Here is a 16,276-nt window from a genome sequence, read left to right on the forward strand (position 1 = left end):
CTGGAATTGCACGCCCCAAACATGGTCGGCGGTCGGGTTCGGCCCGGCGGCCGCCCGCCCCAACCGACACCGACCGAGGAGGCGCGGGTCACCCGATGAGCACCACGCACGACACCGAGGCGCTCGCGCCCGCAGCAGTGCCGGCAGCGGCACCCGCGGCACCCGCGGCACGCGCAGCACCCGCAGCACCGTCCCGCACCGACGAGGGGGCGACGGGCGTGGCGTTCTCGCGCCGCGCCTCCTGCGGTCTCGTCACGATCGAGCCGTTCGCGGCCGACCCCTACGCCGTCTGCCTGCGCCGCTGGCTGGCGCACCCGGCATCGGCCGCGTGGCAGATGGCGGGCCTGAGCACCGACGAGGTGCGCGCGTACCTGGCCGAGATCGACGCCGACCCGCACCAGCAGGCCTGGCTCGGGCGGGTCGACGGCGAGCCGACGTTCTTCGTCGAGACCTACGACCCGGCCCGGGTGTTGCTCACCGAGGTGCACGACGCCGAGCCGGGGGACGTGGGCATGCACCTGCTCGTCGCCCCGCCGCGCGGGCACCGGGTGCACGGTCTGACCAGCGCGGTCATGGCGAGCGTCGTCGACTTCGTCTTCGAGATCGAGCAGGCCCGGCGCATCGTCGTCGAGCCCGACGTGACCAACGACCGCATCGCGGCGAAGAACGACGAGGTGGGGTTCCGGGCACTCGGCGACGTCGAGCTGCCCGACAAGACGGCGCGGCTCTCGGTGCTGACGCGACACGACCGGGCCGCGGCGCACCTCGCCCCCGGCCCGATGGAGTGGGCTCATCGACACCTGGTGAGCAAGGCGCTGAGCGAGTTCGCGCACGAACGACTGATCGCCCCAGTGGCCGACGATGCCGCGACCACCCCCGCAGCGGGGGACGACGCCGCGACGGACGGCCCTTGGCGGGTCGCGCTCGACCACGACGGCCACCGGATCGACTACCGGTTCACGGCCCGCCGACGGGCCCTCGAGCACTGGGCGATCGACGAGGCGACGGTCACCCGCACGGTCGACGGCCGCCCCGAGCCCCTCGACGCCCTCGCGTTGATCGTCGAGCTGGACGACCTGCTCGGCATCCCCGAGTCGCTGCTCGCCACCTACCTCGAGGAGGTCTCGTCGACCCTGGCGAGCGCCGCCTACAAGCGTCACCGGGGCGGTCCGACCGCCGAGCAGTTGACCACCGCGGACTTCCAGACCGTCGAGGCCGCGATGACCGAGGGGCATCCGGGCTTCGTCGCGAACGCCGGGCGCATCGGTCTCGGACTCGACGAGTTCCACGCGTTCGCCCCCGAGGCCGCGGCGCCCGTACGACTGGTCTGGCTCGCCGCCCGGCGCTCGGCGACCCACCTGGCGCTCGGTGCGGGACTCGACGAGCGGTCGCTGTGGCAGACCGAACTGGGCCCCGAGGCCGTCGCCCGGTTCGACGCGACCCTCGCCGCGAAGGGCCTCGACCCGGCCGGGTTCCACTACCTGCCGGTCCACCCGTGGCAGTGGCAGCACCGCGTCGCGATCTCATTCGCCCCCGACGTCGCCCGGCGCGACCTCGTGCTGCTCGGCGAGGGAGACGACACGTACCAGGCGCAGCAGTCGATCCGCACCTTCGCGAACCGCAGCCGTCCCGACCGGCACTACGTCAAGACGGCGCTGGCGATCCAGAACATGGGCTTCGTCCGCGGTCTCTCGCCGGCCTACATGAGGCCGACGCCCGCGATCAACGACTGGGTGCACGACCTCGTGCACACCGACGCGACCCTGCAGGAGGCGCGGTTCCGGGTCCTGAGGGAGCGCGCCTCCGTCGGCTACACCGGTGACGCGTACCACCGGACGACGACGTCGTCGCCGCACCGGAAGATGATCGCCGCGCTCTGGCGCGAGAGTCCGGTGCCGCTGGTCGGCCCGGGTGGGCGGCTCGCCACGATGGCGGCGCTGCTGCACCGCGACGGTGCCGGCGACGCGCTCGCCTCGGCCCTCGTGAAGGCCTCGGGGCTCTCGGCGGAGGACTGGCTGCGGTCGTACCTGCACGCCTACCTCCGACCGGTGGTGCACTGCCTGCGGGCGCACGACCTGGCGTTCATGCCGCACGGCGAGAACGTCATCCTCGTGCTCGAGGGGTGCGTGCCGACGGCCGCGTTCATGAAGGACATCGGCGAGGAGATCGTCGTCGTCGCCCCGCGCGAGGTCCCCGAGGCGGTGCGGCGGACCGTGCACCCGGTCGACGACCGCGAGAAGGCGTTGGCGGTGTTCACGGACGTCTTCGACGGGGTGTTCCGACACCTGGCCGCGATCCTCGACGGCGACGGCGTGCTGCCCTCGGCCCGGTTCTGGGCACTCGTGGCCGAGTGCGTCGAGCGGCACGCCGACGAGCACCCCGACCTGTCGGGGTCGGTCGACCTGCGGGCGGCGCGCTTCGACCACTCCTGCCTCAACCGGCTGCAGCTGCGCGACACGCGCCAGATGGTCGACCTCGCGGCGCAGTCGTCGTCGCTGATCTTCGCCGGGACGCTGACGAACCCGATCGCGAGGTAGGGGGCGGTGCCCCGGGGCGGGGGCGGTCGGGCCGCCTCCGCCCCTAGGAGGTGGCGGTCGATTCACGGTCGACCACCACCCCGATCCGCGCAGGCCAGGGGCCGTGCGGGCCACCGCCGATCACAGGGGGAGAACCATCGGCGGCGGGTCGAGGTGCTCGAGCGACGATACCGCCGTCGAGTTGCTTGGTCTTGAAGATACTCGCCTGGCAAGGGGAAGGCAACGAACGAACGCTGGGCATTCGCTGCACACGGGCGGGTGATTCGAAGCTCGAACAACTCACTCGGCGAGGTATCGTGGCCTGCGTGGCGTCCGTCGCCGCGCCTCCTCGTCTTCGCTCCGTCCTCGCCTCGCCGTCCCGCCAGCAGAGAGCCCGCCATGTCCGACGTCTCACCCCAGCCGCCCGCCGGCTCCCCTCCGCCCCTCGACGACGAGGGCCAGCTCGACGTGACCCTCGTGCTCACGGCGTACGCGTCGCTGCAGCGACAGGGCGAGCGCGTGCAGAAGGTCGTCGCCGACCACTTCGGCATGGGCACCACCGACCTCCGCTGCCTGACCTTCATCGCCACCGACCACGACACGACCCCGAAGCGCGCCGCCGAGTTCCTCGAGCTGTCGACCGGGGCGACGACCAGCCTGGTCGACCGGCTCGAGAGCGGCGGGTACATCTCGCGCCAGCCGCACCCCTCCGACCGGCGTAGCGTGCTGCTCGAACTGGCCCCGGCCGGACGCGAGGCGATCGACCAGATCCACGACTTCTACCGCCGGGCGTTCCGCGACGCGGTCGACCCGAACCACCTCGACTTCCTCGCGGCGGCGATGCGGGCGATCGGCGACTCGCTGACGCGCGCGGCGGCCGGCGACGACGCCGTCGCCTGAGCGACCACCGCCACCGCCACCGCCGCAGCCACCGCCACCACGCCGCCACCACCGGGTCGAACCACCGATGTGGCATCGAACCACGCACTCCGGTGGTTCGACGCCGCTTCGGTGGTTCGATGTCGTCCGGCTGGTCCGCGCGACCCGCACGGGCGCGCGCGAGCGGTCGTAGGGTGGGCCGATGACCCCCTCGGACGTCCTCGTCGAAGCCTTCTCGCGCCTCCCCGCCATCGCCGTGCGGGCGGTCGCCGACCTCTCGGTCGACGACCTCGCCTGGCGTCCGGACGACGAGGCGAACACGATCGCCTGGCTCGTCTGGCACACCGCCCGCGGGCAGGACGTCCAGATCGCCGACCTCGCCGCGTCCGACCAGGTCTGGACGGCCGACGGTTGGGCCGAGTCGTTCGCGCTGCCGTTCTCGCCGGCCGAGATGGGCTACGGCATGTCCCCGGCCGACGTGGCCGCGGTGCGGGTCGACGCCGAGCTGCTGATCGGCTACCTCGAGGCCGTCACCCTGCGGACGCGCGGTTACCTCGACGACCTCGACGGCGCCTCGTACGACGACGTGGTCGACGAGGCCTGGGACCCTCCGGTCACGGCCGGCGCCCGTCTCGTCAGCATCCTGAACGACTGCGTGCAGCACCTCGGCCAGGCCTCCTACGTGCGCGGCCTGCTCGACCGCCGCTAGCCGCCCGCCGCACCGAGACCCCCGGAAGTCGCCGAGACCCCTCGTCGCGCGGGGGTGTCTCGGCGACCCCCTGGGGTCTCACGAGTGCAGGAGGCGCGGGTTCAGTCCTCGAGGGACGGCGGGAAGTCGGCCGGCACCGTGAAACCGAGCCGCGCGGCCAGTTCGTCGAGCTCGGCCCGACGCGCCTCGTACTCCGCGGCGAGCACGGGTCCGACGACGGCGTCCGCATGCGGCTGGCTTCCGTCAGACGCGGCGCGACGCCACAACTCCACGGACGTGGCCGCCGACCGGGCAGCCGTCCATGCCCGCGCGAGGCCCACGACGTCCGACGCGGGGGCGGGTACGGACTCCGCCCACCGCCGCACCTCGACGGGCGCGTACTCGAGGACGCCGGGCATCTCGGCTCGTGAGCGGTGCGCGGCACGCACCCGTCCGCGCGTTCCCAGCCCGCCGATCCATCGGGCGAGGGCACGGAGGCCCGCCGAGACGGCCGCGCCCGCTGATGCACCGGCGGCCACCGGAACGACGAACGAAGGTGGCTCCCGCCAGCCCGCCACGTGCCACGCGAGCCACCAGGCCGCGGCCACCCCGCTCGCGATGCCTGCCCCGAGGACCACGCGCCCGACGACGGAATCCTTCGAGGCGAACGCTCGGCGACGCACGACCTCCGTGGCGACGTCGAGAGGGACGGACGGATCGGTCACGAGGTAGTGCGTCTCGTGCCCTTCACGGGCGACGCTCACGAAGGCCGTCATGCCACGTCATCCCTCGTCAGTACGCGATCGACTTCGAATCCCAGCGGTCCCGCGACGGCCCGGAGCGCCTCGGCGGCGTCGCGGATCGCCGAGCGGAGGGCGACGAGTGCCGGAGCGTCCACGCCGCCGTCGAGCGGTGAGTCGAGCCGAAGTGCCGGGTCACCGACGAATTCCAGCTCGCCGTCGCCGTCGGCGTCGACGTACCCGTGGAGGAGGTCCTCGACCGTCCACGTAGCCTCGACGAACTCGGTGTACGACGACACCGCCTCGTTGAGCCGCCACACGTCCGGGGCGGGCGTCTCGTCGGTGACCCACCCGAGTACGGCGTCGTCCAGCTCGACGACACCGGGGACCGTGACCGGCATCGGCAGGTCGGGGGTCGTCACCGCCCAGACCCCCCACGTGGCGAGTCCCGCGGCGACGAGCACGGCGACCCCGCCCACGACACTCACGGTCCCCTCCGCCAAGGGCTCGGTCAGCATCGCCGCCTCCAGGAAGGAGGTGATCCCCACGGTCCCCGCCACGACCACCAGCGCGAAAGCGAGCAGCGGCGCGAACCGTACGACCCTCCGCACCGGCCCGACGTACGTTCCTGCGTTCCGCCGCCGCAGCTCGGCCACCGCCGCGTCGGCCGCCATCGCGTCGAGCGACAGGTCGACCACGTGCCACCGCCACCGGTTCTCCAGGCGCATGCGCAGCAGGCCGGGTCGGTCACGGGTCGGAGGCACATCGAGAGACTAGGGGGCGTGAGGCCTGCAAGCCGCGTCCCCGTTCACGGGACGTCCGCCGTCGGCCGGCACCGCGCCTCCTCGGCTGCCGCTGGCCGCACGACGAAGAACCCCGTTCCGAACGATGAACCCCCGAGATGCGGGGTTCGTCGTTCGGAACGGGGTTCGAGACCAGGAGGCGCGGTGCGCGCCCCGAGGAGCGCTCGCTACGCCTGCACGCCCGCGAGCTGGTCGATCAGGCGGTCGCCCGAGCGGACCTCGATCATCTCGGCGTCGATCTCGGCGCGGTCGAGCAGCTCTTCCATGCGACGGCGGCGCTGACGCGTGATGAGCGTGACGACGGTGCCCTCCTTGCCCGCGCGGCCGGTGCGGCCCGAGCGGTGCATGTAGGTCTTGTACTCGTCGGGCATGTCGGCCTGGACGACGAGCTCGATGTCGTCGACGTGGATGCCGCGGGCGGCGACGTCGGTCGCGACGAGCACGTTGACCTTGCCGCTCGTGAGCAGCTGGAGGTTGCGCGTGCGGCGGGCCTGGTTCAGGTCGCCGTGCAGGCTCGTCGAGCGGATGCCGGCGTCCTCGAGCTGGTCGGCGAGCTGCTCGGCGAAGGCGCGGGTGCGGGCGAAGACCAGGGTCTTGCCGCCGCCCGAGGCGAGCTGCTCGATGACCGCGGTCTTGTCACGCTGCTCGATCAGGAGCACGCGGTGGTCGATCGTCGCGCTGGCCTGGTCCTCGCCGGCGACCTCGTGCACGGCCGGGTCGACCAGGAACTCGTCGACGAGCTTCGCCACGCCCTTGTCGAGCGTCGCGCTGAAGAGCAGCTTCTGGGCACGGGCGCCGTCGGGGCGGACCGTGGCGGTCTCGCGGATGATGCGCTGCACCGGCTCGAGGAACCCGAGGTCGCACATGTGGTCGGCCTCGTCGAGCACGGTCACGACGACCTCGCTCAGGTCGAGGCGACCCTGGTCGATGAGGTCCTCGATGCGGCCGGGGGTGCCGATCACGATGTCGACGCCGCGGTTGAGCGCACCGACCTGGCGCTGCTGGGGCACGCCGCCGTAGACCTGCGTGGTGAACAGGCCGACCGAGCGGGCGATGGGCTGGACGGTGCGGTCGATCTGCATCGCGAGCTCACGGGTCGGGGCGAGGATCAGCGCACGGGGCTTGCGGCCCATCTTGCGGTTCTTCGCGCCGTTGTTCTCCATCAGCTTCTCGACCAGCGGGGCGCCGAAGGCGATCGTCTTGCCCGAGCCCGTGCGGCCACGGCCGAGCACGTCACGCCCGGCGAGCACGTCGGGGATCGTCGCGGCCTGGATCGCGAACGGAGCCGCGGCACCCATCGAGGCCAGCTGACGCTCGATGTTGTCGCCGAGGCCCAGGTCGCCGAAGCTCACGCCCTCGACGTCGGCCGCGGTGACGACCTCGGCCTTGAGCTTCTCGAGCTTGACGTCGTCCTCGGGCGAGTAGTGGGTCGCCGCGTCGCGCTTGGGGTAGAAGTCGCTCGAGCGGTCGCCGACGCGAGCCGGGCGGTCACTGCGGTCGCTGCGGTCGAAGCTGCGCGGGGCGCGGTCGTCGCGAGCGGGGCGGTCGCTGCGGTCGAAGCTGCGTGCCGGACGGGCGTCGCGGTCGAAACCGCCGGAGGCGCGGCCACCGCGCTCGGGACGGTCACCGTACGAACGGGGCGCGCGGTCGTCACGAGCAGGCCGGTCGCTGCGGTCGAAGCTGCGCGGGGCGCGGCCGTCACGCGAGCGGTCGTCGCGAGCCGGACGGTCGCTGCGGTCGTAGCTGCGGGGTGCACGATCGTCACGAGCCGGACGGTCGTTCCGGTCGAACGAACGCGGGGCACGATCATCGCGAGCCGGGCGGTCGCTGCGGTCGTAGCTGCGGGCGCCGCGGTCGTCGCGGGGAGCGCGGTCGTCGCGAGCCGGGCGGTCCGAACGGTCCCACGAGCGGGGTCCGCGGTCCGAGCCACGGGCGGCGTCGCGGCCACCGTCGCGGCCGTAGCCACGCGCGGCCTCGCGGCCACCGTCACGGCCGAAGCGGGGCGCGGCGTCACGGCCACGCTCGCCGTTGCGGCTGTCGAAGTCGCGGTCGCCGAAGCGGTTGCCGCCGGCCGGCTTCTCGCGGGGCTCCCAGTTGGGGCGTCGGTCCTCGGAGCGGGCGGCGCCGGGGGCACGGTTGCCGCCACCGTCGCGGGTGCCGAACTCGCGGCGTCCGCGGTCGGCACGCTCGCTGGCGTCCCAGCGCTTCTTGGGGGCCGGGGCTCCGACCTCGTCGGCACGGTGGCCGCGGTGCTTGGGGCTCTTCGAACCGGCCTTGGGGGCACCGGCGGTGCGGTCGGCGCGCGGGCGGGAGTTGTCGTAAGGAGACATGGAGGAGTTCTTTCCGGGCTTGTCAGAGATGACGCGAAGAAATACCCGGGCAGCCATTGACCAGGACCGTTCACAATCGTGAATTCATCCCGTCGTGACTCGACGGGAATCCGGCCCACAAGACTTACAAACCCTCGTGCTGTTCAAAGCTGTGCATGATCGGCACCCGCAGGTGCCGATGTGCTCGCGCCACAGGCGCGGTGTCTTGAGCCGACCCACCTACGATACCCGAGCCTCCCCCGAACCGGAAGCCCCGCCTCCTCGGGTCGATCGACGACCGGAGCCCACGTCACGCGGTGAAGCGGGCGAGTTCGTGCCCGACGGGCCAGCGCGTCAGCCCGTCGGGCACGGACTCGCCCGTTTTGCCGGCACATCCCGGCGCCGACCCCCCGACGTGCCTCGCGCACCACCCGGCCGCAGCGCAGAACCCGACCTGCCTGCCGGCGTACCGAACCCGACCGCCTCCCGGCTTACCGAACCCGACCTGCCTGCCGGCGTACCGAACCCGACCCGCCGGCCGCCTCCCGGCGTACCGAACCCGACCCGCCAGCCGCATCCCGGCGTACCGAACCCGACCCGCCAGCCGCATCCCGGCGTACCGAACCCGACCCGCCGGCCGCATCCCGGCGTACCGAACCCGACACGACCGGGCTGACACGCCGCTCAGGTCCTGCCCTGGGCGGCGTGTCGACCGCCCGTTGTCGCGAATTGCACAGCCAGGGCTGAACGCGGCACGCCGGCCGTCGTCACACCCGGGTGGGAGCCTGCTCGGCAGCCTCCGCCGCCCGCCGGTCGGCCCGGCGTTCGCCGATGCGCTCGAACAGGTAGTAGATGACGGGCAGCACCACGAGCGTCAGCAGGGTGGACGACACGAGCCCGCCGATCACGACGATGGCGAGCGGCTGCGAGATGAAGCCGCCGTGCCCCGTCACGCCGAGCGCCATCGGGGTGAGCGCGAAGATCGTGGCCGCCGCCGTCATGAGGATCGGCCGCAACCGCCGCGACGCCCCCTCGAGCAACGCCTCACGCACGCGCAACCCCTTCTCGCGGTACTGGTTCACCAGGTCGATCAACACGATGGCGTTGGTGACCACGATGCCGACCAACATGAGCACGCCGATCAGCGACGCGACACCGAGCGGCACGCCCGAGGCGAGCTGCAGCAGGATCGCCCCGGTCGCCGCGAACGGGATCGACACGAGCAGCAGCAACGGCTGGATCAGGCTGCGGAACGTCGCCACCATGACGATGTAGACGATCAGGATCGCGATCAGCACGGCGAGCCCGAGCTGCGAGAACGCGTTGGCCTGGTCGGCCGTCGCCCCGCCGATCGTCGCGTCGGTCCCGTCGGGCAGCTCGACCGCGGCCACGGCGTCGGACACCTCGGTGCCAGCGGCGGACAGGTCGTCGCTCGACGGCGTGATCGTCACGGTCGCCGAACGCACCGCGTCGGTCGTCGTGACCGACGTCGGCCCGGTCGTCTGCTCGACCGTCGCGATGGAGTCGAGCCGAACGGGCCCGGTCGGGCTCGGCAGCTCGAGGGCCTTCAGCTCGTCGAGGGTCGTCGGCGGTGTCGGATCGACCGTGTAGACGTCGACCGAGCTGTCGTCGATCTCGAGCGATCCCACCCGGAAGGGCTGGATCGCCTGCGACACGATGCCGCCCACGGCGACCTCGCTGTAGCCGAGCGCCGCGGCGGCGGCGCGGTCGACCTGCACGCCGATGACCGGCTGGGCCGCCTGGAGGTTCGAGCTGGCCTCGGCCGTGCCGGGAAGTCCCTGCACCTTCGTCAGCACCGCATCCGTCGCGGTCTGCAGGCTGTCGGGGTCGGGTGCCGTGACGTCGACGGTGATGTCGTTGCTCGTGCCGAACCCGCTCGACGCCGACACCTCGATCTCGCCCGCATCGGTGACGTCGTCCAGCTGCGACCGGACGTCGGCCTGCAGGGCGTCCTGGTCGGCACTCTCGTCCGTGGTGATCGAGTAGGTCACCGTGCTGTCGCCCGAGCCACCCAGGAAGCTCGCGATCGACGTTCCGCTCGAACCGATGGTCAGCTGCACCGTCTCGATGCCGTCGACGCCCTCGAGCACCTGCTCGACCTGGTCGGCGGCGTCGGACTGCGTCTGCAGGCTCGACGCGGGCGGCAGGGTCTGCGTGACGGTGAAGGTGTTCTGCCCGCTGGCCCCGAGGAAGTTCGTCTTCATGAAGGGGATGACGGCGCCCGTCCCCACCAGGATCAGCAACGCCACGAGGATCGTCACGACCGGGCGCTTCAGGGTGCCCCGCAGCACGGGGACGTACGCGCGACGCAGGCGGTCGAGCGGCCGGGTGTCGGACGGGTCGGAGGCGCGGGTCGTCAACGACTCGGTCGTCGCCCCCTCGACGGCGGCGGCCTCGCCTCCCGGAGCGTGCTTGTGGGCCTTCGGCGCCCGCAGGAACCAGTACGCCAGCACCGGCACGATCGTGAGCGCGACGAACAGCGACGCGACGAGCGCGATGGTGACCGTCAGGGCGAACGGTCGGAACAGCTCGCCGGTGATGTTGCCGACGAACGCCAGCGGCAGGAACACCACGACGGTCGTGACCGTCGACGCGGTGATGGCACCCGCCACCTCGCGCACGCCGACCTTGATCGCCTCGAGCCGGTCGACGCCCGCGGTGAGGTGCCGCTTGATGTTCTCGATGACGACGATCGAGTCGTCGACCACGCGGCCGATGGCGATCGTCAGCGCACCCAGGGTGAGGATGTTCAACGTGTAGTCCGCCGCCTGCAGCCCGATGAACGTGATCAGCACGCTCGTCGGGATGCTGATCGCGGTGACGATGGTCGACCGGATCGACAGCAGGAAGATCAGGATGACGATCACGGCGAACACGAGGCCGAGCAGCCCCTCTTCGGCGAGCGCGTCGATCGACTGCTGGATGAACGGCGCCTGGTCGAACACGACCGTGAGCTCCACGCCGTCACCCAGGTCGGAGGCGAGGCTCGGGATGGCGTCGCGGACGGTCTGCGACACGTCGACGGTGTTGGCGTCGAGGGTCTTGGTGATGGCGACCGTGAGGGCGTCCTGCCCGTCGACGCGGCTGATCGAGGTGACGGGGGCACCGGTCAGCTGAACGTCGGCGACGTCGCCGATCGTGGTGGCCGAGGTCCCGCCGAGCAGCGGCAGGGCGCGGATCTCGTCGACGCTGGTGATCCGCTGCCCGGCCTGGATCGACAGGGTCTTGCCGTCCTGCGTGATGGTGCCGCCGGGGATCAACGTGCCGTTGGCGTCGAGGGCGTCCTGGAAGGCGGCGGTCGTCAGCCCCGCGGCGGTGAGCGCCGTCTGGTCGGGCGAGATGGTGACGCGCTGGCCGGCGTCGCCGTAGATGGACGCCTCGCGGACGCCGTCGAGCTTCTGCAGGTCGGGCACCGTGACGGTGGTCAGCCGGTCGACCAGGGCCTGCGAGTCGGCCGAGTCGTAGCCGGTGACGGCGATCTGGATGACCGGCAGGTCGTCGAGGCTGCCCGTGACGACCTGGGTGTCGACCGAGTCGGGCAGCGAGAGCCGGTTGATCGCCGACTGGATCTTCTGCTCGGCCGAGTCGAGGTCGGTGCCGTAGGTGAACTCGGCCGACACCGTGCTCTGCGAGGTGCTCGAGGTCGCCGAGGTGCCCTCGAGGCCGGGGATGATCTGGACGGCCTGCTCGATCGGGGTCGAGACGTCCTCGTTCACGACCTCGGGCGTGGCACCCGGGTACGAGCTGACGATCGCGATCTGCGGGAACTGCACGTTCGGTGCGAGCTCTTGCTTGAGCGAGGTGAGGGCGATGCCACCGAAGACGGCGACGACGATGGTGACGAGGGCGATCAGCGCGCGGTTGCGCAGGCTGAAGACGGACAGCAGGTGCACGGTGCTCCGGTGGTGAGAGGGAGAGCGGAGGAGGCGCGGTGAACGACGTGCACCGCGCCTCCATTGTCACCAGCCTCTCTGGGAACTGGCGGCGCTTCCTTACATGCTGTGCAGATCGCCGCCCGGTCACCGTGATGGGGACGAGCCGACTGCACGCCCCGGCTCAGACCACCTCGGCCAGCAGCGGCGAGGCCGGCGCCTGCACCCCGTCGACCCCGTCCCACGCCGCGCGCAGGGCCGCGAGCGCGCGGTCGGTGTCGCTGTCGGCGTACGAGAACGGCACGCGCAGGAACCGTTCGAACGCTCCGTCGATCCCGAACACCGGCCCGGCGGCGAGCAGCAGCCCTTCTCGGCGGGCGGCGAGGGTGAGCTGCGAGCTGACCGGCGCTCCGAGGCCGACCCAAGTGGTGAGCCCGCCCGCCGGCGACGGCACCTGCCAGGACGGGAACGCCTCGCGGAGGCCGTGGACGACGCGGTCGCGACCTCGGCGTAGGTGGCCGGCCCGCGCCTCCAGCACGCGGTCGAAGTCGCCGAGCAGCTCGGCGACCACCAGCTGCTCGAGCACGGGAGTGCCGAGGTCGCCCGCCGAGCGGGCGCGCACGAGCCGGTCGACGAGCGGGCGTTCGGCGCGTATCCAGCCGATGCGCAGACCGCCCCAGAGCGACTTGCCGACCGAGCCGATCGTGACGGCCCGTCCGTACGCGGCCATCGGCAGGGGCCGCTCGACGCGCGAGCCCGGCTCCACCCCGTCGATGGCCATCTCGGCCATGGTCTCGTCGGCGATCACCACGGTGCCCTCGGCGGCCGCCGCCTCGAGCACGCGCACCCGCTGGTCGGCGGGCATCGTCGCGCCCGTGGGGTTGTGGAAGTCGGGCATCAGGTAGGCCACCGGCGGGCTCGTGCGCCGCAGGGTCTGCATCAGCGCCGCTTCGTCCCAGCCGTCGTCGACGGTGACGCTGACCGGCACCAGGCGGGCGCCGGCGCCGCGGAGGGCCTCGAAGGCGTGTGGGTAGCCGGGTGCCTCGACGACGGCCCGGTCACCGCGCGAGACCAGCACGCGGGCGAGCAGCGCGATCGCGTGCTGCGCCCCGAGGGTCACGACGATCTGGTCGGCACTGGTCTCGAGCCCCCGCCGTCGGTACCGTTCGGCGATCGCCTCGCGCAGCACCGGTCGCCCGACCGGGTCGTAGCCCGGGTCGTCCAGATACGCGCCGAGCCGCCCCGCCGCCCGTTGCGCCGCCTCGGCGATGCCGTCGACCGCGGGCAGCGCCGCCTTCGTCAGGTCGAGCAGCCCCTCGGTCGTCGTCGGGCGAGGCACCGAGGCACGAGCCGGCAGGCGGACGACGCTGCCGCTGCCGCGGACGCTGTCGACGTGGCCCGAGTCGCGGAGGGCGGCATACGCCGCGGCGACGGTCGTCCGGCTGACACCGAGGTGCGCACAGAGGTCGCGTTCGGACGGCAGGCGCGTGCCGACGGGCAGCCGCCCGTCGAGCACGAGCAAACGGATGCGGTCGGCGAGCGCCAGGTAGCCGGGAGCCGAGGAGGCGCGCCACGAGTCGAGCAGCACCCCGAGCGCTCGCGACGAGACGGTGGTGGCACCGTGGTCGAGGTTGGTCACGCGGCCACCCTAGGCCGATTGGACCCTTGCCACCAGGCCAGTCGGACGTTTGGATCGACCTCATGCTCCTCTCGTGTCGCCTGCTGCAGTTGTTCGTCGGCCTGACCGCCTACGGCTTCGCCATCGCCGTCATGATCCGCGCCGGCATCGGCGTCGCCCCCTGGGACGTGCTCTCTCAGGGCCTCGTGCGGCACACCGGGTTGACCTTCGGCACCGTCACGTTCGTCACGAGCTTGGTCGTCCTGCTGCTCTGGATCCCCCTGCGCCAGCGACCCCGCTTCGGCACGATCGCCAACACCCTGATGATCGGTCCGGTCGCCGACCTCGGCTTGCGCGTCCTGCCGCAGCAGACCGAGTGGTGGGCACAGGGCCTGACCTTCGCGGGTGGCCTGCTGTTGCTCGCCGTCGCGAGCGGTCTCTACATCGGGGCCGACTTCGGGCCGGGCCCGCGTGACGGCCTCATGCTCGGCCTGCACGCCCGGCTGGGTTGGCGGGTGGGCGTCGCCCGCACCGCCATCGAGGTCTCGGTGCTCGCGGTGGGCTGGCTGCTCGGCGGCCAGGTCGGCATCGGCACGGCGGCCGAGGCCCTGCTGATCGGCCCGCTCGTGGCGATCACGTTGCCGTTGTTCGCCCGGCGGCGGGTGGCGACCTCCGTCGTGGTGCCGGCCCGCGCCTCCTCGTCCGCCTGAGCCCGAAGCCCACGGCCGGTACGAACCAGTTCGGACGGACCCGCGCTGACCGGGAATAAACCGCCCGCGAGCGAAGTTGACACGCCCTCGCACGGGAGTAGAGTCGCCGCTCGTGACCAACGACACCCGGTCGCCGAAGCGTTGGCTGATCGGTGAACCCCTGCCCTCGGAGAAGCTCGAGGGGCAGCTGCTGCCGAAGCACCTCGCACTGCCGATCTTCGCCAGCGACCCGCTCAGCTCGGTGGCGTACGCGCCGCAGGAGCTGCTGATGATCCTGCTGATCGGCGGCCTCGGGTTCCTCACGCTCGCACCGTGGGTCGCCGTCGCGGTGGTCGTCCTGCTGCTGGTCGTGGTCGCCTCGTACCGCCAGTTGATCAAGGCGTACCCGTCGGGCGGCGGCGACTACGAAGTCGCCCACAAGAACCTCGGCGAGAAGGCCGGGCTCGTGGTCGCCTCGGCGCTGCTCGTCGACTACGTCATGACGGTGGCCGTGTCGGTCGCCTCGGGCGTCGACAACATCATCTCGGCCGTGCCCGAACTGGCGCCGGTGCGTGTCGAGCTCGCGATCTTCTTCGTCATCCTGCTGGCCGCCGTCAACCTGCGCGGCGTGCGCGAGTCGAGCAAGGCCTTCGCGATCCCCACCTACCTGTTCGTGTCGAGCGTCTTCGTCATGATCGTCATCGCGCTGGTGCGCACCGCCCTCGGCGACCCGCCCGTCGCCGAGAGCGCCGAGTACACGGTGCAGGCCGACCAGCTCACGCAGGCCGCCTTCGTGCTGTTGCTGCTCCGGGCGTTCTCGAGCGGCTGCTCGGCCCTGACCGGCGTCGAGGCCATCGCGAACGGCGTGCCCGCGTTCCGACGCCCCAAGGTGCAGAACGCCCAGAAGACCCTCGTGCTGATGGGCAGCATCGCCATCGTCCTGTTCGCCGGCCTCGTCGCCGTCGCCCTGATCGCGAAGGTGCACTACGCCGAGGACGCCTGCGACCTGCAAGGGTTCGTTGACTGTGCCACCACGCCGCAGCGCAGCCTCATCGCGCAGATCGCGAGCGCGGTGTTCGGCGGCGCACTGTTCGGCATCCCGTTCTACGTGATCCAGGCCTGCACGGCGGCGGTGCTGCTGCTGGCGGCGAACACGGCGTTCAACGGGTTCCCGCTGCTCGGTTCGATCCTCGCCCGCGACCAGTACGCCCCCAAGGCGCTCAACACGCGCGGCGACCGACTGATCTACTCGAACGGCGTGATCGTGCTGGCCCTCGTGGCCTGCGCCATCCTGCTCGTGTACCAGGCCAGCGTCACGGGGCTCATCCAGCTGTACATCATCGGCGTCTTCGTCTCGTTCACGCTCGGCCAGACCGGCATGGTCGTGCACTGGACGCGCATGCTGCGCGAGGGATGCGCCGACCGGGGTGCCGTGTACCGCGCCCGCGGCATCAACGCATTCGGTGCGCTCCTGACCGCGTCGGTGCTGATCGTCGTGACGGTGACGAAGTTCACGCACGGCGCGTGGCTGGTGTTCGTCATCATGCCGATCCTGTTCGTGCTGATGCTCGGCGTGAACCGCTACTACCGCGACGTGCTCGTCGAGATCGAACCCGACGCCACGACGCAGTTCGGCTCGCACGGCGACCACGCGATCGTGCTGGTCGGCACCATGCAGAAACCCGTGCTGAAGGCCCTCGACTACGCCATCGCCGCACGCCACGAGTCGCTCGAGGCGATCCACGTGGGCATCGACGACGAGGCCACGGCGCTGCTGCAACGACAGTGGGCCGAGCAGGACATCGACGTGCCGCTGCGCATCGTCGCCTCGCCGTACCGCGACATCAGCATGCCGTTGATCAAGTACATCAAGGCGCACCGTGAAGAGCACGGCAGCGAGGTCGTGACGGTCTACACGCCCATCTACATCGTCGGCCACTGGTGGGAGGCCGCACTGCACAACCACAAGAGCCGCCGCATCCGTCAGAAGCTCATGCTCGTGCACGGTGTGACGATCTCGCTCGTGCCGTGGCTGCTCGACTCGTCCGAGGTGCTCTACGGCCGCCGTTCACGACCGGTCCCGGGCCAGGACCGTCGTGGCGAGCCGATCCGTCCGCGCCCGGTGCCGCGCCGCGTGCTCG

General features: G+C 71.8%; 10 protein-coding genes. 5 read left to right on the forward strand and 5 right to left on the reverse strand.

Annotated elements, in window-relative coordinates; translation table 11 throughout:
- The first annotated feature begins 95 nt into the window (after positions 1-95).
- The 3 genes from SZ60_RS05910 to SZ60_RS05920 all read left to right on the forward strand — a co-directional run bounded on the left by SZ60_RS05910 (position 96) and on the right by SZ60_RS05920 (position 4,104).
- Entirely contained in the window at positions 96-2,537 is a 2,442-nt protein-coding gene (locus SZ60_RS05910; RefSeq protein ID WP_082059910.1) for a GNAT family N-acetyltransferase, read from the forward strand.
- 378 nt (positions 2,538-2,915) lie between these two features.
- A complete protein-coding gene (locus SZ60_RS16370) occupies positions 2,916-3,416 on the forward strand; it encodes a MarR family winged helix-turn-helix transcriptional regulator (protein ID WP_052505197.1) in 501 nt (166 codons plus the stop codon).
- A 181-nt stretch (positions 3,417-3,597) separates the two neighbouring features.
- A complete protein-coding gene (locus tag SZ60_RS05920; RefSeq protein WP_043594550.1) occupies positions 3,598-4,104 on the forward strand; it encodes a DinB family protein in 507 nt (168 codons plus the stop codon).
- A 101-nt stretch (positions 4,105-4,205) separates the two neighbouring features.
- On the opposite strand, the gene SZ60_RS05925 is transcribed toward SZ60_RS05920, so the two are convergent.
- From SZ60_RS05925 to SZ60_RS05945, 5 genes are all read right to left on the reverse strand, one after another.
- Positions 4,206-4,859: a hypothetical protein gene (locus tag SZ60_RS05925; protein WP_043594552.1), complete on the reverse strand. Its 654-nt coding sequence runs from the start codon at positions 4,857-4,859 to the stop codon at positions 4,206-4,208.
- A complete protein-coding gene (locus SZ60_RS05930) occupies positions 4,856-5,497 on the reverse strand; it encodes a hypothetical protein (RefSeq protein WP_156155506.1) in 642 nt (213 codons plus the stop codon). Before SZ60_RS05930 ends, SZ60_RS05925 begins: the two co-directional genes overlap by 4 nt.
- Before the next feature lie 296 nt (positions 5,498-5,793).
- Positions 5,794-7,956 (reverse strand): DEAD/DEAH box helicase, encoded by a 2,163-nt coding sequence (locus tag SZ60_RS05935; RefSeq protein ID WP_043594555.1) that lies wholly within the window; start codon positions 7,954-7,956, stop codon positions 5,794-5,796.
- A gap of 746 nt (positions 7,957-8,702) precedes the next feature.
- Positions 8,703-11,849 (reverse strand): efflux RND transporter permease subunit, encoded by a 3,147-nt coding sequence (locus tag SZ60_RS05940; RefSeq protein ID WP_043594557.1) that lies wholly within the window; start codon positions 11,847-11,849, stop codon positions 8,703-8,705.
- A 163-nt stretch (positions 11,850-12,012) separates the two neighbouring features.
- Positions 12,013-13,467 carry a PLP-dependent aminotransferase family protein gene (locus SZ60_RS05945; protein ID WP_052505198.1) on the reverse strand — a complete coding sequence of 485 codons (1,455 nt, stop codon included), beginning with the start codon at positions 13,465-13,467 and terminating at the stop codon, positions 12,013-12,015.
- 62 nt (positions 13,468-13,529) lie between these two features.
- On the opposite strand from SZ60_RS05945, the gene SZ60_RS05950 reads away from it, so the two are divergent.
- Both SZ60_RS05950 and SZ60_RS05955 read left to right on the forward strand, forming a co-directional pair.
- Entirely contained in the window at positions 13,530-14,156 is a 627-nt protein-coding gene (locus tag SZ60_RS05950; RefSeq protein ID WP_043594558.1) for a YitT family protein, read from the forward strand.
- Between the two features lie 112 nt (positions 14,157-14,268).
- A partial coding sequence (locus tag SZ60_RS05955; protein ID WP_043594559.1) for an APC family permease occupies positions 14,269-16,276 on the forward strand: 2,008 nt, incomplete at its 3' end.

Origin of the sequence: Frigoribacterium sp. MEB024 (assembly GCF_000878135.1) — a bacterium.
Lineage (GTDB): Bacteria > Actinomycetota > Actinomycetes > Actinomycetales > Microbacteriaceae > Frigoribacterium.